Origin of the sequence: Sphingomonas arvum, from assembly GCF_026013565.1 — a bacterium.
Lineage (GTDB): Bacteria > Pseudomonadota > Alphaproteobacteria > Sphingomonadales > Sphingomonadaceae > Sphingomicrobium > Sphingomicrobium arvum.
Map to the genome: position 1 here is coordinate 943,294 of NZ_JAPDOB010000002.1, position 19,648 is coordinate 962,941.

20 protein-coding genes and 1 other RNA gene are annotated in these 19,648 nt (G+C 66.7%); 13 read left to right on the top strand and 8 right to left on the bottom strand.

Annotated elements, in window-relative coordinates; genetic code table 11:
• Positions 1 to 76 precede the first annotated feature (76 nt).
• Positions 77 to 367: a hypothetical protein gene (locus OMW55_RS12235; protein ID WP_264883483.1), complete on the bottom strand. Its 291-nt coding sequence runs from the start codon at positions 365 to 367 to the stop codon at positions 77 to 79.
• Positions 368 to 465: 98 nt separating this feature from the next.
• On the opposite strand from OMW55_RS12235, the gene ssrA reads away from it, so the two are divergent.
• From ssrA to OMW55_RS12260, 5 genes are all read left to right on the top strand, one after another.
• Positions 466 to 831, top strand: a transfer-messenger RNA (tmRNA) gene (gene ssrA / locus OMW55_RS12240).
• A 188-nt stretch (positions 832 to 1,019) separates the two neighbouring features.
• Entirely contained in the window at positions 1,020 to 1,619 is a 600-nt protein-coding gene (locus OMW55_RS12245; protein ID WP_264883485.1) for a LemA family protein, read from the top strand.
• Between the two features lie 25 nt (positions 1,620 to 1,644).
• Positions 1,645 to 2,478 (top strand): TPM domain-containing protein, encoded by an 834-nt coding sequence (locus tag OMW55_RS12250; protein WP_264883487.1) that lies wholly within the window; start codon positions 1,645 to 1,647, stop codon positions 2,476 to 2,478.
• On the top strand, positions 2,472 to 3,155 hold the full coding sequence (locus OMW55_RS12255) for a TPM domain-containing protein (RefSeq protein ID WP_407822143.1): 684 nt from the start codon (positions 2,472 to 2,474) through the stop codon (positions 3,153 to 3,155). The genes OMW55_RS12250 and OMW55_RS12255 overlap by 7 nt, the downstream gene beginning before the upstream one ends.
• Positions 3,152 to 3,745 (top strand): NUDIX hydrolase, encoded by a 594-nt coding sequence (locus OMW55_RS12260; RefSeq protein ID WP_264883489.1) that lies wholly within the window; start codon positions 3,152 to 3,154, stop codon positions 3,743 to 3,745. Before OMW55_RS12255 ends, OMW55_RS12260 begins: the two co-directional genes overlap by 4 nt.
• Here OMW55_RS12260 and OMW55_RS12265 read toward each other — a convergent pair whose 3' ends face one another.
• Genes OMW55_RS12265 through OMW55_RS12275 form a run of 3 tightly spaced genes read right to left on the bottom strand, consistent with a single transcriptional unit; the run spans position 3,746 to position 7,577 of the window.
• Positions 3,746 to 4,438, bottom strand: a complete 693-nt coding sequence (locus OMW55_RS12265; protein ID WP_264883491.1) for a hypothetical protein — start codon at positions 4,436 to 4,438, stop codon at positions 3,746 to 3,748. It lies immediately after the preceding gene.
• A gap of 1 nt (position 4,439) precedes the next feature.
• On the bottom strand, positions 4,440 to 6,503 hold the full coding sequence (locus tag OMW55_RS12270; RefSeq protein WP_264883492.1) for an adenylate/guanylate cyclase domain-containing protein: 2,064 nt from the start codon (positions 6,501 to 6,503) through the stop codon (positions 4,440 to 4,442).
• Between the two features lie 6 nt (positions 6,504 to 6,509).
• Complete coding sequence (locus OMW55_RS12275; protein WP_264883493.1) at positions 6,510 to 7,577, bottom strand: phosphotransferase; 1,068 nt, start codon at positions 7,575 to 7,577, stop codon at positions 6,510 to 6,512.
• A gap of 62 nt (positions 7,578 to 7,639) precedes the next feature.
• On the opposite strand from OMW55_RS12275, the gene OMW55_RS12280 reads away from it, so the two are divergent.
• The 4 genes from OMW55_RS12280 to OMW55_RS12295 all read left to right on the top strand — a co-directional run bounded on the left by OMW55_RS12280 (position 7,640) and on the right by OMW55_RS12295 (position 11,434).
• Positions 7,640 to 8,491, top strand: a complete 852-nt coding sequence (locus OMW55_RS12280) for a metallophosphoesterase family protein (protein ID WP_264883495.1) — start codon at positions 7,640 to 7,642, stop codon at positions 8,489 to 8,491.
• A 39-nt stretch (positions 8,492 to 8,530) separates the two neighbouring features.
• Positions 8,531 to 9,376: a carboxylating nicotinate-nucleotide diphosphorylase gene (nadC, locus tag OMW55_RS12285; RefSeq protein WP_264883496.1), complete on the top strand. Its 846-nt coding sequence runs from the start codon at positions 8,531 to 8,533 to the stop codon at positions 9,374 to 9,376.
• A 76-nt stretch (positions 9,377 to 9,452) separates the two neighbouring features.
• Complete coding sequence (locus OMW55_RS12290; protein WP_264883498.1) at positions 9,453 to 9,908, top strand: glycine zipper 2TM domain-containing protein; 456 nt, start codon at positions 9,453 to 9,455, stop codon at positions 9,906 to 9,908.
• Between the two features lie 119 nt (positions 9,909 to 10,027).
• Positions 10,028 to 11,434, top strand: a complete 1,407-nt coding sequence (locus tag OMW55_RS12295; RefSeq protein ID WP_264883499.1) for an NAD(P)H-dependent flavin oxidoreductase — start codon at positions 10,028 to 10,030, stop codon at positions 11,432 to 11,434.
• Positions 11,435 to 11,438: 4 nt separating this feature from the next.
• Here OMW55_RS12295 and OMW55_RS12300 read toward each other — a convergent pair whose 3' ends face one another.
• A complete protein-coding gene (locus OMW55_RS12300) occupies positions 11,439 to 12,161 on the bottom strand; it encodes a sterol desaturase family protein (protein WP_264883501.1) in 723 nt (240 codons plus the stop codon).
• Between the two features lie 69 nt (positions 12,162 to 12,230).
• Here OMW55_RS12300 and OMW55_RS12305 point away from each other — a divergent pair, with 69 nt between their 5' ends.
• Both OMW55_RS12305 and OMW55_RS12310 read left to right on the top strand, forming a co-directional pair.
• The gene (locus tag OMW55_RS12305; RefSeq protein ID WP_264883504.1) at positions 12,231 to 12,668 is read left to right on the top strand and encodes an SH3 domain-containing protein; all 438 of its coding nucleotides are present in this window, start codon (positions 12,231 to 12,233) and stop codon (positions 12,666 to 12,668) included.
• 65 nt (positions 12,669 to 12,733) lie between these two features.
• Positions 12,734 to 13,345 carry a glutathione S-transferase C-terminal domain-containing protein gene (locus tag OMW55_RS12310; RefSeq protein ID WP_264883505.1) on the top strand — a complete coding sequence of 204 codons (612 nt, stop codon included), beginning with the start codon at positions 12,734 to 12,736 and terminating at the stop codon, positions 13,343 to 13,345.
• Here the strand turns inward: OMW55_RS12310 and OMW55_RS12315 are convergent, their stop codons facing one another.
• Complete coding sequence (locus OMW55_RS12315) at positions 13,346 to 14,104, bottom strand: glutaredoxin family protein (RefSeq protein ID WP_264883507.1); 759 nt, start codon at positions 14,102 to 14,104, stop codon at positions 13,346 to 13,348. It abuts the gene before it with no gap.
• 51 nt (positions 14,105 to 14,155) lie between these two features.
• Positions 14,156 to 15,349 carry an acetyl-CoA C-acyltransferase gene (locus OMW55_RS12320; protein WP_264883508.1) on the bottom strand — a complete coding sequence of 398 codons (1,194 nt, stop codon included), beginning with the start codon at positions 15,347 to 15,349 and terminating at the stop codon, positions 14,156 to 14,158.
• A 91-nt stretch (positions 15,350 to 15,440) separates the two neighbouring features.
• Between OMW55_RS12320 and OMW55_RS12325 the strand changes: the two genes are divergently transcribed.
• Together OMW55_RS12325 and OMW55_RS12330 are read left to right on the top strand one after the other, a co-directional pair.
• A complete protein-coding gene (locus OMW55_RS12325) occupies positions 15,441 to 16,592 on the top strand; it encodes an acyl-CoA dehydrogenase family protein (RefSeq protein ID WP_264883510.1) in 1,152 nt (383 codons plus the stop codon).
• 49 nt (positions 16,593 to 16,641) lie between these two features.
• A complete protein-coding gene (locus tag OMW55_RS12330; protein ID WP_264883511.1) occupies positions 16,642 to 17,553 on the top strand; it encodes a DUF5996 family protein in 912 nt (303 codons plus the stop codon).
• A gap of 7 nt (positions 17,554 to 17,560) precedes the next feature.
• Here OMW55_RS12330 and OMW55_RS12335 read toward each other — a convergent pair whose 3' ends face one another.
• Positions 17,561 to 19,639: a M13 family metallopeptidase gene (locus OMW55_RS12335; RefSeq protein WP_264883512.1), complete on the bottom strand. Its 2,079-nt coding sequence runs from the start codon at positions 19,637 to 19,639 to the stop codon at positions 17,561 to 17,563.
• Positions 19,640 to 19,648: the final 9 nt, after the last annotated feature.

Consider the following 19,648-nt stretch of genomic DNA (forward strand, 5'->3'; position numbering starts at 1 on the left):
CCTAGGGAGCCGTCGCCCAAAGAAAAAGGCCGGTCCGAGCCCGGACCGACCTTTCCCAATTCGCCAGAAGCGAAGCTTACATCGCGTTGACGGCGGCGTTCGCTTCGGCCGGGTTGGCGGCGTTGACGTCGGCGTCGTCGATCGCCTCTTCCTTGCGGTTGCCCTCGGCCTTCAGCGCATCGGCCTGGTTCTCCAGGCTGTCGGCGACGGCGGCGTTGCCGGTGTTGTCGGCCATCGCGTCGAGGTTCTCGGCGGCGTTCTCGTAGTTCGACTGCACGTTCTCGCCGAGCGAGTCGTCGCCCTTGCCGCCGCAAGCCGCGAGCGCCAGCGAAGCCGCGCCAACCAGCGCGAAAGTGATCTTCTTCATGTGTGCTTTCCCCTTACATGTTTATCGTTCTAGGCGGATGCTCTTATCCGCTTGGCGCGGCACAACGCTAGCCCCAACTGTTGAGTTCCGTGCGCATCGTGCTTGAGAGTCGGGGTCTGAAGCCTTAGATAGGTCGGGCCGGGCAACCGGCTATGCTGGTAGAGTGCACGTTGGAATAGGCACTTCGGACCCGGGGGGCAGTACCCCGGCGCCTCCACCAGCAGCGGCGCGATGAGGCTTAGCGGACCTCGGGTGCGCGCCGTTGCTGATGGGGGCGAAACAGGATCGACGGGTGCAATAAAGATCGGGCTGCCAGTCGGCTGAGGTGAGCCGTAAAACCGCCTTTCACACAAGTGCCAACGATAACGAGGCGCTCGCGATTGCCGCGTAACCCGATCCTCACGGATTAGGTTACTAGGACAAAAGCGCGGTCGGACCCCACCGGGCAACAGAAGGGGATTCCAGCGGCCTCCGAGGGAGCCGGGCAACAGAATCCCTCGGACTTTCTGTCCGAGGCGCAGGGCGCCGGGCAACCCAAGCTCCCCACCGTCCGTGCTCCCTGACGTTCGTGACTTGGACCCTCCTGCATTGAAACGGGTTGGTGTCCCATCTACCTAAGTCACCGAACAACGTTCTGCAGGGGAAACGACGCATGACCTTTCGTACGCGCCTGGGCCTTCTTGCCCCCGCCGCCGCGCTCAGCCTGTCGGCGTGCGGCGTCAACGCCGTCCCGACCTCGGAAGAAAACGTCAACGCCAAGTGGGCGCAGGTGCAGAACCAGTACCAGCGCCGGGCGGACCTCATCCCCAACCTGGTGAACACGGTGCAGGGCGCCGCGGCGCAGGAACGCAACACGCTTCGCGAGGTCACCGAGGCCCGGGCACGGGCTACCCAGATCACGCTCACGCCCGAGCAGCTGTCGGACCCGGAGGCGGTGCGCCGCTTCAGCCAGGCGCAGGGGCAGCTGTCCACGGCGCTGATCCCGCTCCGTCAGCTGCAGGAAGCCTATCCGCAGCTCCAGACGAACGCCAATTTCCGCGATCTTCAGCAGCAGTTGGAAAGCACGGAGAACCGGATCACCATCGCCCGGCAGGACTACAACGAGGCGGTGCAGAGCTATAACACCACCATCCGCACCTTCCCCAACGCGATCGGCGCCAAGATCTTCTACGGCGCCAAGCCTAAGGTGCCGTTCGAGGCAGTGACGCCGAATGCCGAGGTGGCGCCGACGGTGACCTTCAACCAGCAATGAGCGCCCGCACGTGAGCTTCGCTGGCATGACCAGGTGGTTGGCGGCGGTGCTGCTGTTGCTGGTCGCGGTCCCGGCAATGGCGCAGCAGTTTCCCAAGCTGACCGGTCGCGTGGTCGACGAGGCGCACCTGCTGTCACCGGCGGACGTGGCCGACCTCACGTCCAAGCTGGAGGCGCTCGAGACCAAGAGCAGCCGGCAGCTGGTGGTCGCAACCGTGCCGTCGCTCGGTGGCTACGAGATCGAGGATTATGGGTACCGGCTCGGCCGCGCCTGGGGCATCGGCCAGAAGGAAGCGGACAATGGCGCCATCCTGCTGGTGGCGCCCAATGAACGCAAGGTGCGGGTAGAAGTCGGCTACGGCCTGGAGCCGATCCTGACGGATGCCTTTTCCAACCGGGTGGTCGACGAGGTCATCGTGCCCCGGTTCAAGGCGGGGGACATGCCGGGCGGGATCAGGGCTGGAACCGATGCGCTGATCGCGCAGCTACAAGCGCCGCCCGAGGTGGCGGAGCGCGCCGCGATCGAGGCGGCGCAGCAGCGGGCGCAGCAGCGCCAGCATACGGGCCCCAGCGGTGGCGTGCCGTTCGGGCTGGTCTTCTGGGGCCTCATAATCCTGTTCGTGCTCATGTCCTTCGGCCGGCGTGCCGGTGGCCGTCGCTATCGCGGGCGCTCGCGCGGCGGGATCAGTCCTTGGGTCGTGCTGTGGGGCCTCAATGAACTGAACCGGTCGTCGCGGCGCGGCGGCTGGGGCGGTGGAGGCTGGGGCGGCGGCGGCTTCGGCGGCGGCGGTGGCGGCTTCGGCGGTTTCTCGGGCGGCGGCGGGTCGTTTGGCGGCGGGGGAGCGTCGGGGTCATGGTGAAGCTCAACATCGGCGAGGCCGATCAACAGCGGATCACGCAAGCGGTCGCGGCTGCCGAGGCGAGGAGCAACGGCGAGATCGTCACCATCCTGACCGACCGCTCCGACCCGTACCATGATGTGGCGTTGCACTGGGCAGTGGCGACGCTGCTGGCCGTGCTGGCCTGGGCGGCGGCGTTTCCGAGCTGGCTGACCTGGTGGCGCGACCTGCTGCTTGGCGGCGGCTGGGGCACGGAGCCGCGCCTCGGGCCCTTGCTGTTCTTCCTGATGGTGCTGGCCGTGCTCAAGTTCACCGCGGTGCTGCTGATCCTCAAGTACATGCCGCTGCGGCTGGCGCTGACACCGGGGGCGACCAAGCACCGCCGGGTGCGCCGCCGCGCCTGCGCGCTGTTCAAGGCGGCGGCCGAGCGGCGCACCGTGGGCCGCACCGGCGTGCTCATCTACCTGTCGATTGCCGAGCACCGGGCGGAGATTGTCGCGGACGAGGCGATCGTGGAGGTGACCGGACCGGAGACCTGGGGCGAGGCAATGGCGGGGCTGGTTGCCGAGCTCAAGCAGGGTCGCCCGGCCGAGGGGCTCATCGCGGCCGTCGGCATCGTCGGTGATGTGTTGGCGGAGCACTTCCCGCGGTCCGAGCGCGACGTGAACGAGCTTCCCGACCGGCTGATTGAGCTATGACCCTTCGACAAGCTCCGTTCGACTCCGGTCAGGGCAGGCAGGACGGGCGCGACCCCGACTTCGACGCGCCGGTCGAGACCATGTGGCAGGGCCGGTTCGTGCAGGCCTGCCGTCGCGGCAAGTGGGAATATGCCGGCCGGGTCGGCGGCATTCGTGCCGTCGTCATCCATGCCGAGCATGACGGCAAGTTGATCCTCGTCGAGCAATATCGGGTGGCGGTCGGCGGGCCCTGCCTCGAATTGCCGGCGGGGCTGGTCGGGGATCACGATCCCAGCGCGACGGTTGAGAGCACCGCCGTTGCGGAGCTTGAGGAAGAAACTGGCCATACTGCCGAGCGTATCGAGCGGCTCGGAGAATTCCATGCCTCGCCAGGCATGCTGACCGAGAGCTTCACCCTGGTCCGCGCGCATGGCGTCCGGCGGGTCGGCGAGGGCGGCGGCGTCGCGGGTGAGGAGAACATCACCGTCCACCTGGTCGCGCCGGCCGACCTGCCCGCCTTCGTGGCCGAGCGCCGTGCGGCGGGCGTGGCGATGGACGTGAAACTGCTGCTGCCGCTCGCTCCCTATCTACTCGGCACGCCGCCCGCCTGATCACTCCGCCGAGGCGTAAGCGGCCGTGGTGCTGAGCGCGTCCAGCTGGGCCGTGCAGCCGGCGCGGACGAACGCGCTGCCGAGGTCAGCGAAGCCCCTGCCGCCGTCCACGGCCTTCATCACCGTCTCAACCGAGCCCATGCGATAGCGGTTGCCGTCGGTGACCGGCAAGTTGGTCGGCCAGTCGGCCAGTTGCTGGGCGGCGTCGAACTCGACCTCTGCCGACTTGCCACTGGCTAGGTCCTTGATCGTAACCGTGCGAGTCGCCTGGATGTCCTCGCGACGGAGGCGCAGGCCGGTGCCCGGGGCGACAAAGCAGAAGGTCTCGGAGCGATCCGCGCTGACCTGCCAGACCTGGCGGGGCTGGGGCGCCGGACGCACTGCTCCGACCCGGCCGCGGCGACCGTTGGCGGAAGCGAGCAGCGCCGAAAAACTGGTGGCGCTGCCGCCCCCGCTGCCGCCGGCCGCAGGATAGGTGCCGGGCCCCTTAAGGGTGCGCGAGCCCTTGCCGTCCAGCACGACCACCATATCGCCGCCCTTGAGGCTGATCCTGGCGTTATCAGCGAGCGACTTGCCGATCGGATATTGCGTCGCGCTGGGTCCCGAAGAGCGCACCACAATAACCCCCGCGGATGCCGCGCCCGCCGCCGCCAGCAGCATTGCGCCGGCAAGCAGTCTCGGAAGGTTCGCCACCCTATTTCTCCCGAAGTTCGAAGTGGCGTCCGGGGCCACAATCCTCCAGACGATACACGAAAAACTGCAGCGCCGCATCATCCGGATAACGCGCGGTTAATGCGTGCAGGGTGTTGAGGGCCGAGAGATCGCCCGCGTCAAAGGCCGTCCAGGCCTGCGCCAGCGCGCGTCGGTCGGCAAACGGCATGTCCGGCGCCGGCTCCCACACCTCGATCGGGGTCGAGCGGCCAGCCAGGGTCACTCGGCCCATCGGCCGAAATGCATCACTGTTGCTCCGTTCTAGCGCCGTGGCGCTGATCAGGCCGGCGGTCTTCAACGCCTTGTTCGCCGACTCAAGCCGCGCGGCGGCGTTCATGACGTCGCCAAGCGCCGTGTACTGGAAGCGATCGCGGCCCCCGAAATTGCCGACGATCGCCTCGCCGTAATGGACACCGACGCGGGTTCGGCCAAGGCGCACCGCCGCCTGATCACCGCGGGTGCTGAAGTCGCGGGCAAAGGCGACCATCTCGAGCATCGCATTGGCGGCGCGCTCCCCATCGTCATCGCGGGCGATGGGCGCTCCCCAAAGTGCCACGATCGCGTCACCGACGAATTTGTCGATCGTCCCGCCATGCCGCAGCACGATCTCGCACATGCCGTCTAGATAGGCGTTGAGTAACGGTGCGACTTCCTCCGGCCGCAACCGGTGCGACAGCCTGGTGAAGCCTTCCAGGTCGGTGAACAGGGCGAAGATCGCCCTTTTCTCTCCCGTCAGAGACAGCTTGTCGGGGTCGCGCAGGATCTCGGCAGCAATGTCACGTGGGAGATATTTGCCGAGCGCCGCCTGGGCGAAGCGGCGCTGCTCCGAGCTTAAGGCGCGGACCGCCGCTTCCGTCGCCATGAACGCGAGCAGCCAGCCCGCCACCCAGCCCACGGCGGGCAGGTCGCGGGTGTCGACGCCGATGTTCTGCAGCCAGAAGGGCGTGGCGATGAAGAAGGCCATCTCACCGCCGAGGATTACCCCCAGTACCCACGGCCGCACGTCGAGCATCGCGGTGAACGCGCCGGCGAGGACCACCAGGAAGGCGAGCAGCCAAAGACCGCTTGCACCAGTTGGCGTCGGCATGCGGGTATCGAGCAATTGGGCGAGCATGGTGGCATGGACCTCCAGCCCCGGGATGTTTTCCCGGAACTGGCGGCCGAACGCCGTGTCCGGGTTGGCCAGGCGGCCTTCGGGCGTGACGAACCGGTCCGAGTCCGGCAGGTCGCCGCCGATCAGAACGATGCGGCCGCGCACCTGGTCGGCGAGCGCGGCGGCGGTCTCCGGCTGCGCGAACAGGTCGATGGGCAGGCTGAGGAACACCTGCCGTTCGGGATCCGCCGGCATCCGATAGCGGATGCTGCCGTCGTAGTGCGCCCCGTTCGAATTCCCGGCGAGCGCTTGCGGCAGGAAGGGCGGCAAGTCCCGCGGCGTGCGCGGCCAGCTGCGGATCGCATTGTCGCCGTCCGCTTCGAGGTGGATGCTGGCGGGGCGCACCCGGGAGCCCCGAAGGTCGCGGAACAGGGCGTCGAGCCGCGCTTGTTGCCAGGGCTGCATGTCGGCGCCGTTGTGGGCCGCGCTGGCGTAGGCGAGCCAAGTCGGCGTGCGCATGGCGCGCAGGGTGGAGCGGAGCGCATCGTCCTCGGGCTGCGGCTGGTCGATCAAGATGTCGATGCCGACTGCTTTGGCTCTAAGCCGATCGAGGTTGGCGAGCGCCCGTGCCAGGATCGCGCGGTCGAGGGGCGAGCGCTTGCCGGTCGCCTCCTGGGTCGCGGGAGTATAGACGACCAGCAGGATGCGCGGGTCCTGCGCGGCGGGCCGGTGCATCGCCGCCTGCAGCGAGCGTACGTCGAACGCCACCCGCTCGGCAAAGCTGCTCATCGGCAGGTCCCAGCTGAAGCGGGCGACCACCACCGCCAGCGCCAGCAGCAGGCCGGTGACCAGCGCCCGGGCGAACGGCACGCTTCCCAGGCCGCGCTTGGCGTCCGCAATGCTCGCCGCGGCGCCGGGGGGGTCGGATGAGCCTCCCTGGCGGACCGCGTCCATCGCCTGTTACAGCCGCGCCCGCTGCGCCTGTTGCCAGGCGAGTTCAGCCAGCGGCTCCAGCGCCTTGACCGATTCCGCGGCATGGCCGCTCGATGCATTGCCACGCACTAGCCGGCCCTTGATGCCGTGGATGATCGCGGCGAGGCGGAACAGCGAGAAGACGATCAGATAGTCGAACGCCGGAATGCCCGCGCGGCCCGTACGGCGGCAATAGGCCGTAACATAGTCGTCCTCGCTCGGAATGCCGAGCGAAGGCAGGTCGAGACCGGCCAGTCCGGTGAAGATGCCAGCGGGCATGCGGTACATCAGGCAATGGTAGACGAAATCCGCCTCCGGGTCGCCCAGCGTCGACAGCTCCCAGTCGAGCACGGCGCGCACCTGCGGCGCAGAGTTGTCGAAGATCATGTTGTCGCAGCGATAATCGCCGTGAACCACGCGGCTTTCGCCCCGGTCGGCCGGCACGTGCTTCGCCAGCCAGTCGACGAGCTTGTCCATCGTTTCCAGCCGGCCCGCGTCCGTGTCGGACAGATACTGCTTGGACCAGCGGCCGACCTGCCGTTCGACGAAGCCGGTGGCGCGGCCGTAGTCGCCCAGGCCGATGACTGCTGGCTCGTAGCTGTGCAGCTGGGCGATTGTGGCGTTCATCGCGTCGAAGTGCGCGGCGCGTGCCTGCGGCTCCAAGCCCGGGAACTGCGCTTCCCAGACGATGCGGCCGGGCACCATGTCCATGACGTAGAAAGCGGTGCCAATGACGCCTTCGTCCTCGCACAATGCGTAGACGCGGGGCACTGGGAAGCCTTGCGCACCGAGGGCGGCCAGTACGCGATATTCCCGGTCGACGGCGTGCGCGCCGGGCAGGATCTTGCCCGGCGGCTTGCGGCGCAGGACGTAGGCGGCGGCAGGGGTGTCGAGCTTGTAGGTCGGATTCGACTGGCCGCCCTTGAACTGGCTGACGGTGAGCGGGGCGCCGAAGCCCGGCACATGCTCCTCCATCCAGCGGGTCAGCCCCGCTTCATCGAAGCGCAGCCGTTCGGAGACGTCGCGGGTGCCGGTGTTAGCCTCTGTCCGATCCATGCGCGCCACTTTGCCGATGCGGCGGCCTGAAACAAGTTCAGCATGACGGGGGTTGGACGGCAATGCCTCGTCTCGTTCATCTGTCCGACCTGCATTTTGGCGCCCACGATCCGGCGATCGTCGCCGCGGTGGAGCGCGAGATCGACTCTGCCCGGCCCGACCTCGTGGTTATCAGCGGCGACTTCACCCAGCGCGCCAAGACCGAGCAGTTCCAGGAGGCCTGCCGCTTTCTCGAGCGGCTGCGGGAGGCTGGCCACGACGTCATGGCGGTGCCCGGCAACCATGACGTGCCGCTGTACGACGTGCTGCGCCGCTTCCTGTCGCCGCTGACCAGGTATCGGCGGTTCGTCGATGACGTGCTCTGCCCCTATCATCAGCTGCCCGGCGCGGCGGTGCTGGGGATCAACACGGCGCGCTCGTTCACGATCAAGGACGGGCGGATCAACCGCGAGCAGATCGACTTCATCCGGGAAGAGTTCGCGCGCGTGCCCAAGGAGCAGGTGCGGATCCTCGTCACGCACCATCCCCTCTTCGCGCTGCCCGTCGACGACACCGGAATCCTGGGCAAGCCGCTCGGGCGGCAGGAACTGGCGCTGGACGCGGTCAACGACCTCGACGTGGACCTGCTGCTGGCCGGTCACAACCATCGCGCCTCGACCCACCGGGCGAGCGACCTGGTGACTCGGGCCGGCGGTGCGCTGGTTGTGCAGGCCGGCACCGCGACCTCCGTCCGGCTGCGCGAGGAGGAGCAGAGCTTCAACCTGATCGACGCCGAGCCGGGCAAGGTCAGCATCGCCCTGATGCGTTGGACAGGCGCCGCGTTCGAGTCGGGCAAGCCGACCCAGTTCCGCAAGGAAGGGGACGGCTGGCATCAGGCGAGCCAGGCCGCGGCCGAGGCCGACTCGCCAGCGTGACGCTTGTCGCGCGGCGCGGGCTTGCCTAACGCCGGGCCCATGCTGCCCGCTGACTTCGATACCGCCCGCTTCGTCCACGACGTCCTGGCCGAGGACCTGGGGCAGGGCGGCGACGTCACCTCCGCCGCCTGTATCGACGACGGCGCGCGGTTCCGGGCGGAGATGAACTGCCGCGAGGAGATCGTCGTGGCGGGTATCGACCTCGCCGCCGCCTTCTTCCGCGCGCTGGACCCCGGCGTGCGGATCGACACTCCGGTGGCGGATGGTGACAAGGTGCCAGCCGGAACGGTGCTGATGCGGCTGGAGGGTGGCGCCCGCGCCATGCTGACCGCCGAGCGGTCGGCGCTGAACACGCTGCAGCACCTGTCCGGAATCGCCACGCTGACCCGTCGCTATGTCGACGCGATCGCCGGCACCGGCGCGACTTTGCTCGACACGCGCAAGACGATCCCCGGCTTGCGCGTGCTGGAGAAGCTCGCCGCGAGAATGGGCGGGGCGGCCAACCACCGGATGCGGCTCGACGACGGCGTGCTCATCAAGGACAATCACGTCGCGGTGAACGGCGGCGTGGCCGAGGCGGTGCGCCGAGCAAGGGCGGCGAACACCGGCCTTCAGATCCAGGTCGAGGTCGACCAGGTCGATCAGATCGAACCGGCGCTGACGGCGGGAGCCGAGCGGCTCCTGCTCGACAACATGGACAACGACACGCTGCGCAAGGCCGTGTCCCTGGTCGGCGGACGGGTGCCATTGGAGGCGTCGGGCGGCGTCAACCTCGACACGATCCGCGGCATCGCTGCCACCGGGGTCGACTACATCTCAGTAGGCCGGATCACCCAGTCGGCTCCTGCAGTCGATATCGGGCTCGATTTCGTTTTGCTGCCTTAACGGGAGCAAACGGACTATTCAGGACGGCGTCAATGGCGGGCGCGCATACCTCCTTCATCAAGAAGGAGTTTCTCCCATGTTCAAGAAAACCCTGCTCGCCGCTTCGGCCCTCGCAGCCATCGCCGTTCCCGGCGTCGCCAGCGCCCGCCCGCATTACAGCCAGCTCTATTACGGCAGCCAGTACGGCAACTACGGCGGTTACGGCACCTACGGCCGCGGCTATGCGCCGAGCTACAATTACGGCTACGGCAACGGCTACTACGGTAATGGCTATTACAACAACGGCTATGCCAGCCAGGGCTATTACGGGAACACCTACTATGATGGCCGAAATGGCTATCGCTGCGGCAACGGCACGGCCGGCACGGTCATCGGCGGCGTCGCCGGTGCGGTGATCGGCAGCCAGGTGACCCGCGGCGGCGGCTACAATCGCTACGGCTACCGTCGTGGTGGCAGCGGAACCACCGGCGCGATCGTCGGCGGTGCTATCGGTGCCCTGCTCGGCAACCAGGTCGCCAAAGGTAGCTGCTAAGCGCCCTTAACGGCTCGAATCAGGAGGCCGCCGGTACCCACCGGCGGCCTTTTGCGTTTCTCTAGCTATTCGGGCGCCGTCGCCTGTATAGCGCGCCCGAACCGGACAGGAGAGAGGCGTTGTTCAAGGGCCTGCAGCCCATCGTGTATCGCGGTCGCGAAGTGTGGCCATTGGTCGAAGGCGGCAAGGGCGTCAGCGCGACCAACCACATGAGCTCGGGCGCCTGGGCGGCCGCAGGTGGCATCGGCACGGTCAGCGCCGTCAACGCCGACAGCTACGATCCGGAAGGCCGCATTGTGCCGCAGGTCTACAGCGGCATGACCCGGCGCGAGCGGCATGAGGAGCTGATCCGCTACGCCATCGACGGCGCGGTGGCGCAGGTCCGCAAGGCGTACGACATGGCGTCCGGCAAGGGCGCCATCAACATCAACGTGCTGTGGGAAATGGGCGGTGCGCAGCATGTGCTGCACGGCGTCCTGGAGCGCACCAAGGGCTTGGTCGCGGGCGTTACCTGCGGCGCCGGTATGCCATACAAGCTGTCGGAAATCGCTGCCCAATACGGCGTATCCTACCTGCCGATCGTCAGTTCCGGCCGTGCGTTCAGCGCGTTGTGGAAGCGGGCCTATAGCAAGGTCGCCGAGCTGTTGTCGGGCGTCGTGTATGAGGACCCGTGGCTGGCGGGCGGGCACAATGGCCTCAGCAACGCCGAGGACCCGCGCAAGCCGCAGGATCCTTACCCACGCGTCGCCGAGCTGCGCGCCGTCATGCGCAAGGGTGGGATCGCGGACTCCGTTCCGATCGTCATGGCTGGCGGCGTGTGGCGCCTAGACGAATGGGAGGACTGGATCGACAATCCGGAGCTGGGCGCCATCATGTTCCAGTTCGGAACCCGCCCCCTGCTGACCCAGGAAAGCCCGATTCCGGTCGAATGGAAGCAGCGGCTGATGACCCTGGAGGAAGGCGACGTCCTCCTGCACAAGTTCTCGCCCACCGGTTTCTACTCGTCGGCCGTCCGCAATCCGTTCCTGCGGAGCCTCGAAGGCCGCAGCGAGCGGCAGATCGCTTACACGCGGGAGGCGATCGGCGACCATGCGTTCGAGCTGGACGTCGGCATCGGCACCAAGAAGAACTATTGGGTGACCAAGGGCGACCTGCAGCACGCCCGCGAATGGTTCGCCGCCGGCTTCACCAACGCGATGAAGACGCCCGACGACACGCTGGTGTTCGTGACGCCAGAGGAAGAGAAGCTGATCCGCAAGGATCAGGCGGATTGCATGGGCTGCCTCAGCCAGTGCAGCTTCTCGTCATGGGCCGACAATGAGAAGAACTCGACTGGCCGCCTGGCCGACCCGCGCAGTTTCTGCATCCAGAAGACGTTGCAGGACATCGCCCATGGCGGGCCGGTCGACGAAAACCTGATGTTCGCCGGCCACGCGGCATTCCGGTTCAAGTCCGATCCGTTCTATTCGAATGGCTTCGTGCCGACGGTCAAGCAGCTGGTCGACCGGATCCGGACCGGCGCCTGATGGCTCAGCTCTGGCTGGTGCGCACCGGCCAGAGCAAGACGTCGGCAAAGGTCCGCGGGATCTTGGCAAGGCCAGTCGGCGCAAAGCCGTCCGGCCGTCGGTAGGTCCCGAACAACAGGTCGTAGAAGGGGAAGAGCCCCGCGTAATTGCTGTTGAAATGTTCGGGCAGCGCCGAATGGTGGCGACGATGGTAGGCGGGGCTGTTCAGCAGCCACGACCAGCGGCCGAAATCGACCCGCAGGTTGGCGTGCACGAAATAATTATACAGACCGACCAGGGCGTAGCTCGCCAGGATCACGGGCGTGGGGCTGGTCAGGTAGGCGCACAACGGCCACACCGTGAGCCCTTTCACCAGCGGATCGCCCCAGAAGTGGCGAACGGTGGTTGTCACGTTCATGTTGGGGTCGGAATGATGCAGCGCGTGCATGCGCCACAACCAGGGAATCCTATGCTGCGCCCAGTGAAAACCGAACTCGCCGAAGTCCATCAGCAGGGTGAAGGTCAGCAGCCCAAGCCACAACGGCCAGGCGCCGAGCTGTATCAGTGCGTGCCCCGGAGTGGGCTGGATCAGCGGAAGCAGCTGCAGTTGGACAGCGGTGAACAGCAGATAGGCCACCGCGTTGATTCGCATGGCGGAGCGCGTGTCGGAGCAGGCCCAGCGCCGCTCGCACAGCATCAGCGTCAGGATGACGGCGAGCGTGAGTGCAAGATAGGTGAGGGTGCTCATCGCCGCCTTTCTCGTTGGTCATGGTTGCCGTCCGGTAAATTGGCCCTGCTCTCCGTGCTTGCAGGCGTAATGGCGGCGCCGGCCGCCGCGCAGGACAAGACGCCGCCGTACTGGGGCTCGATCGCTAGCGGCGAGGCGATGATGCGCACGGGTCCAGGCCGCAACTTTCCCGGCGTGTGGCTGTACAAGCGCCGCGACCTGCCGATCCGCGTGCTGCGGGTCTATCCCAACTGGCGCTACGTCGAGGACCCTGACGGCGTGCGGGGCTGGATGCTGGTGTCGCTGCTGAGCGCGCGCCGGACCGCCATCGTCCGCGGCACCGAGCCGCGCCCGATCCATGCGAAGCCCGACGAGAACAGCCGGGTCCGCTATAACGCGCAGCCCGGCGTGGTGGGCCGCATCGACGAGTGTAGCTCCGGCTGGTGCCACATCAAGGTGGGCGATCGGGACGGCTACATCCGCATCACCGATATATGGGGCGTATCGGACGGCGAAACGGTGGACTGACGCTTGCGGGCGATCCGGCAAAGGCGCAAGCGAGGCCGGACTGACGAGAAGTGGAGGCCAGGCCCATGAAGCTCTACTACGCACCCGGCGCATGCTCGATGGCGTCGCGCATCTCGCTGTACGAGATCGGCCGTGATGCCCAATTCGTCCGCACCGACATTCGCGCCAAGCGGACGGAAGACGGCCGCGACTTCCGCGAACTCAACCCGCTCGGCTACGTGCCCGTGCTGGAGCTCGACGGGGGCGAGGTCCTGACCGAGAATGATGCGATCCTCCCGTACATCGCCTCGCTTGCGCCCGGCCGGCTCGCGCCGGAAGGTGACGCGCTGACGCAGGCCCGGCTGCACCAGGCGCTCGGCTTCCTGTCGAGCGAACTCCACAAGGCTTTCGGACCGTTCTTCGGCAATCCGCAGGGCGAAGCGCGCGCGGCCGCGCTGGACAAGCTCAACTCACGCCTGGACTTCGTCGAGCAGCACCTGGCCGATGGCCGGGACTATTGGCTGGGCGACCAGTTCACGGTCGCCGACGCCTACGCGTTCGTAGTGCTGAGCTGGGCCGACCACTTCGGTATCAGCTACGAGGACCGCCCGAATATCGGCCGCTACGTGCAGCGGATCGGCGGTCGAGAATCTGTGCAGCGCGCGCTGAAGGACGAGGGCCTGCTGCAGGCCGCCTGATCAGACGGCCAGGCGCGCCATCCACAGCGCCATGGCGATCATCAGCAGGTTCTCGGTCAGCGACACGAAGCCGAGCGGCACGTTCGAACCCCCGCCGACGCAGGCGCACTTGAGCTCCCGCTTATCGATGTAAACCGCCTTGAACACGGACACGGCGCCGATCGTGCCGATGAACAGTGCGATTGGGACGGACAGCCAGGTGAGCGCTCCGGCGACCATCAGCACGCCCGCCGCCCCTTCGGCGAACGGATAAACGTAGCTGTACGGCACCCAGCGCTTCGCCAGCAGGTCGTAGTTCAGGAACATGGTGGCGAACGTCTCGACGTTCTGCAGCTTCAGCAGCGCCAGCACGCACATCGAGAAAGCAATGAACCACTCCGCCGCTCGCATCGTGAATGGTTGGCCGCTCACCGCATAACTTGCCGCCATCGCCATCAAAGCGGTGATTGCGAACAGGGCAGCGACTGGCCGGTAGCTGGTCGCCTTGGGATCGCGCATAGGCTTGCCGAGGAAGCGCCGCAGGTCGTCGTAGCCGCCGATTCGCTCAGCGCCGACGAATACCTGCGGCGTGGTGACGACGCCATGCTCGGCCTTGAACGCGTCCGTCGCGGCGCGGGTAGTGAGGTGATGATCCTCTACCGCGAAGCCGTTGCGCTTCAGCAGGTCGAGCGCCTTCAGCCCATACGGGCAGGTGTGGGTCGGCATCACCATGCGGTAGACGACCGCGCGGCGGGGCGTGGGGGCGTTCGACAAGTCCATGGACTGCTCTCCTCCATCCCAGATGGGAACGGAGGAGAGCGAAGCCAACGCTTAGACCAGCTCCACCGCAACGGCGGTGGCCTCGCCGCCACCGATGCACAGCGAGGCGATGCCGCGCTTAAGGCCCTTCTGCTTGAGGGCATTCAGCAAGGTGACGATGATCCTAGTGCCGCTGGCGCCGATCGGGTGACCGAGGGCGGTGGCGCCGCCATGAATGTTGATCTTGTCGTGGCCTATGCCGAGGTCCTTCATCGCGAACATGGCGACGCAGGCGAACGCCTCGTTCACTTCGAACAGGTCGACCTCGCCGATGCTCCAGCCGGCCTTGTCGAGCACCTTATGGATGGCCCCGATGGGCGCGATCGTGAACTCGGCGGGCGCCTGGGCGTGGGCGGCGGTGGCGACGATGCGCGCGACCGGCTGCAGACCCTTGTTCTGCGCCACCGACTCGCGCGCCAGCACCACGGCGGCGGCACCGTCGGAAATGGACGAGCTGGTCGCCGCCGTGATCGTGCCTTCCTTGTCGAAGGCGGGCTTGAGTTGCGGAATCTTGTCCGGCCGGCCGCGGCCGGGCGCCTCGTCGGTGTCGACCACGGTCTCCCCGGCGCGGCTCTTGATGGTTACCGGCACGATCTCGTCACCGAACCCGCCATTGTCGATTGCCGATTTGGCGCGGTTCAGGCTCTCGATGGCGTAGGCGTCCATCGACTCGCGGGTCAGCTGGTAGTCGTTGGCGGTCGCCTGGGCGAAGCTGCCCATGGCGCGGCCTTCCTCGTAGGCGTCTTCCAGCCCGTCGAGGAACATGTGGTCGTAGGCGGTGTCGTGGCCGACCCGCGCGCCCGACCGGTGCTTCTTCAGGAGGTAGGGCGCGTTGGTCATCGACTCCATGCCGCCCGCCACGATCACGTCCGCGTTGCCGACGCTGATCGCTTCGGAACCCATGATCACCGTCTGCATGCCCGATCCGCAGACCTTGTTGACGGTGGTCGCCTGAACGCTGGTCGGCAGCCCGGCCTTGATTGCCGCCTGGCGCGCCGGCGCCTGGCCGAGCCCGGCCGGGAGCACGCAGCCCATGTAGATGCGGTCGATGTCGGCGCCGTTCACGCCGGCCCGCTCGACCGCCGCCTTGACCGCGGTGGCGCCCAGGTCGGTCGCGCTGGCGTCCGCCAGCGCCCCCTGCATCGCGCCCATCGGCGTGCGGGCATAGGACAGAATGACAACGGGATCGGTGGCGGCAGTGGCCATGGCGACAGTTCCTCGAAAGGGTTATGTTGCACTGCACATAAGACTGAAGGCCGCCTTGTGGAAGATGCGGGCCCTCTGCTAGCGCCGCCTCATGTCCGCACCGACCCTAGACTTCGCCCTTGGCGAGATGGCCGACACCATCCGCGAGTCCACCGAGCGCTTCGCCGCCGACAAGATCGCGCCGCTCGCGGCCGAGATCGACCGCGACGACCGCTTTCCGATCGAGTTGTGGCCGCAGATGGGTGAGCTCGGCCTTCATGGCATCACCGTCGAGGAGGAATGGGGCGGCCTAGGCCTCGGCTACCTCGAGCATGTAGTCGCGCAGGAGGAGGTCGCCCGCGCCTCCGCGTCCGTCGGCCTCAGCTACGGTGCCCACTCCAACCTGTGCGTCAACCAGATCCGGCGCTGGGCGAATGACGAGCAGAAGTGCAAGTACCTGCCCGGGCTGATCGACGGATCATCGGTCGGCGCGTTGGCGATGAGCGAGGTGAGCGCCGGCTCCGACGTCGTCTCCATGAAGCTAAAGGCCGAAAAGAGCGGCAACGGCTATCGTCTGAACGGCACCAAGTTCTGGATCACCAACGGCGCCTATGCCGACGTGCTGGTGGTCTATGCCAAGACCGGCGAGGGCAGCCGCGGGATCACCACCTTCCTGATCGAAAAGGGCATGGAGGGTTTCTCCATCGGCCAGAAGATCGACAAGATGGGCATGCGCGGCTCTCCGACGGCCGAGCTGGTATTCGACGATTGCTTCGTGCCCGCCGAGAACATCATGGGTCCGGAGAACGGCGGCGTCGGCATCCTGATGAGCGGGCTCGACTATGAGCGCACCGTGCTGGCGGGTATCCAGCTCGGCATCATGCAGGCCTGCCTCGACGTGGTCCTGCCTTATGTCCGCGAGCGTCATCAATTCGGCAAACCGATCGGGACCCAGCAATTGATGCAGGCCAAGATCGCAGACATGTACGTCGCGCTGAACTCGGCCCGAGCGTATGTGTACCAGGTCGCCAAGGCTTGCGACGCCGGCAAGACCACGCGCTTCGACGCGGCCGGTGCGATCCTGCTGGCGAGCGAGAGCGCGGTAAAGGTGGCGCTGGAGGCGGTGCAGGCGCTGGGCGGGGCGGGCTATACCAAGGACTGGCCGGTGGAGCGCTTCATGCGTGATGCCAAGCTGCTCGACATCGGCGCTGGCACGAACGAGGTCCGGCGGATGCTGATCGGGCGGGAGCTCATCGGCGCGTAAGCCGATTCGGTTGCAAGCATTCGCGACCGAACAATGCTATAATGCTTAGGTGAGCGAGTGGCCTCGCCTGGACGGCGCTATCGACCGTGAAACCCTGACGGTCCTGCACCTGGCTTCCCAGATGCTGGGCAAGGTTCGGATCGCGAATGCACCTTGGGTCAACCACGGCTGGCATCTCGCCTTGCAACCGCAAGCCGGCGGCTTCGCAACCCTGCCGACGACGGTTGCCGACGGTCGCTCCTTTGCGCTCTCGCTGGATCTGTGCCGTCATGTGGTCGACCTTCGTGTCAGCGATGGAAGCGCGGAGGCCATCTCCCTTGAGGCGGGCAGCGTGGCCGCCATCCATGGCGCCCTACGTGATGCGCTTCGGCGACATGGCCTGCCGGCCCAATTCAACGACCGCCCGAGCGAGCTTCCCGATGCGCCGTCCTTCAGCGAAGACAAGGTGGAGCGGCACTACGACCGGGAGGTCGCTACCCGTTTTCGGGACGCAATCGGGCGTATGCTGCCGGTGTTCAACGATCACCGGGCGTCATTCGCGGGCAAGTCGAGCCCGGTGCATTTCTGGTGGGGCGCTTTCGATCTGGCGGTGAGCTTCTTCTCCGGCCGGCGGGCGCCGACCCACCCTGGGAACGTGCCCGGCTTGCCCGACCGCGTCGCCCGCGAAGCGTATAGCCACGAAGTCAGCAGCGCTGGCTTCTGGGCAGCAGGAGCGACCGCGGCCGAGCCGTTCTTCTACAGTTACCTCTATCCCGAACCCGCGGGCTACCGCCAGGCAGCCGTCAGGCATGGACGCTTCGACACGGGCTTCGGCGAATGGATCTTGCCCCACGCCGACGTCGCCGCGTCCGCCGAGCCGGAACGTATGCTGGCCGAGTTCTTCCGCAGCGCTTACGAGGTGGGCGCCGATCTCGCGAAGTGGGATCGTCAGTCCCTCGACCGCGAAATCGTCGCGCCCTGAGCGCGCCCTACCAGATCTTCACCCGGTCCTTCGGTGCTAGGTACAGCTTCTCACCTTCCTTCACCCCGAACGCCGCATACCAAGGATCGACGTTGCGCACGGTCAGCGCCCGGAACTGCCCCGGTGCGTGCCCGTCCGTGGCGATCCGTGCGCGCATGGCCTCGTCGCGCATCTTGGTGGCCCAGCTCTGGGCGTAGGCGATGAAGAAACGCTGGTCGCCGGTGAAGCCGTCGATCACCGGCGCCGGCTTGCCGCCCAGCGAAGCCTTGTAGGCGTCGTATGACGCGGCAAGGCCGGTCACGTCGGCAATGTTCTCGCCCAGCGTCAGCTTGCCATTGACGTTGAGGCCAGGCAGCGCCTGATACTGGTCGAACTGCTTGGCCAGCGCCTGGCCGGACTGCTGGAAGCGGGCGAAATCCTGCGGCGTCCACCAGTTGCGCATGTTGCCGCTGCTGTCGAACATGGCGCCATTGTTGTCGAAGCTGTGGCTGATTTCGTGCCCGATGACGGAGCCAATCGCGCCATAATTGTACGCCGGGTCCGCTTTCGGATCGAAGAACGGCTTGACCAGGATGGCAGCGGGGAAATTCAGCGCGTTCTGCACCGGCAGGTTGACCGCGTTCACCAGCTGCGGCGGCATCCACCATTCGGCCCGGTTCATCGGCTTGCCGATCTTGCCAATCTGGTGCCGGTACTCGGCCAGGCTCGCTTGCTTCTGATTGTCATAGGCGTTGTTGCCGATGTTGAGCGAGCCATAGTCACGCCACTGGTCGGGGTAGCCGACGCCGACCACGATCGTCTCGACCTTCTTCAGCGCTTCCTGCTTGGTGGACGGCGCCATCCAATCGATCGCCTGAACCCGGTTGCGGAAGGCGGCCTTGATGTTGTCGACCATGCCCTGCACCTCGGCCTTGGCCGACGCCGGGAAGTAGCGCTGCACGTAGGCCTTCCCGACCGCGTCCTGCAGCTGCCCGCTAACCGCGCTCAGCGCCAGCATGTCACGCCCGCGCTGCTGCGGCGTACCATTCAATGCCGTGCCGTAGAGGGCGAATTGGGCGTCGCGGATCGGCTTGGGCAGAACGGATGCTTGCTGGTTCAGTGTATGGAACGCCAGCCAATCCTTCCAGGCCTCGAGCGGCTCGGACCCGACCAGCGCGGCCAGTCGCGGGATTGCCGCGGCATGATAAGCTTGAAACTTCTGCGCCCCGCCAAGCTGCGCGGCGTTGAGCAACGCGCCCCAGTCGATGCCGGGCGCCTTCTGCTCGAGGTCAGCGCGGCTCCACACCGTCGCGCCCTTGGTGAAGTCCTCGCTTTGCTCGCGAGTCATGTGCGCCTGGGCAATCTTCGTATCGAGCGCCACCACCCGGTCGGCGGCAGCCTTGGCGTCTGCCAGCCCGGCATTGCGCATCAGCGTCTCGACGTAACCGCGGTAACCCTGGCGCAGCGCCGCCATCTTCGGGTCGGCGGAAAGATAATATTCGCGCTCCGGCAGGCCGAGGCCGCCCTGGAGAATGTAGGGGAGGGTCTCGCCCGGCGTGTTCAGCCCCTGGGTGACGAAGATGCCGAACAGGTTGTCGGTCTGGAAATTGGTCGCATTCAGCGGGTCGACGTCGGCCCGAAGCGTGCCGCCGATAGCAGCGGACAGCGCTCGTTTGTCGGCGATGCGCGCAATTGAATCCAAGTCCGCCTTGGCCGGCGCCATGCCCGCCTGGTCGATCGCGTCGGTGTTCAGATAAGCCTTGTAGAAATTGGCGATCCGGCCCTCGTCCGTGTTCGCGGCCGGGTTGGATTTCAGTATGCTGTCCAGCAGCTCGCGGGTCTGCCGCTCGCGTTGCTGGTCGGCGATGAAGAAGCCGCCGATGCTGGACCGGTCGGCCGGGATTTCGGTCTTCTTCATCCACGTGCCGTTGGCGAAATCGTAGAAGCTGTCGCCCGGCTTCACCGAACGGTCGAGCGCCGCGGGATCGATGCCCAGGGTGGTGCCCGCGGCCTGCGCCGTGGCTGCATCGCCCGTGTCCTGCGACTTGCAAGCGCCAAGGGCCAGAACGGAGGCGGAGGCAGCAATCAACAGAACGTGACGAGACATGAACATCCT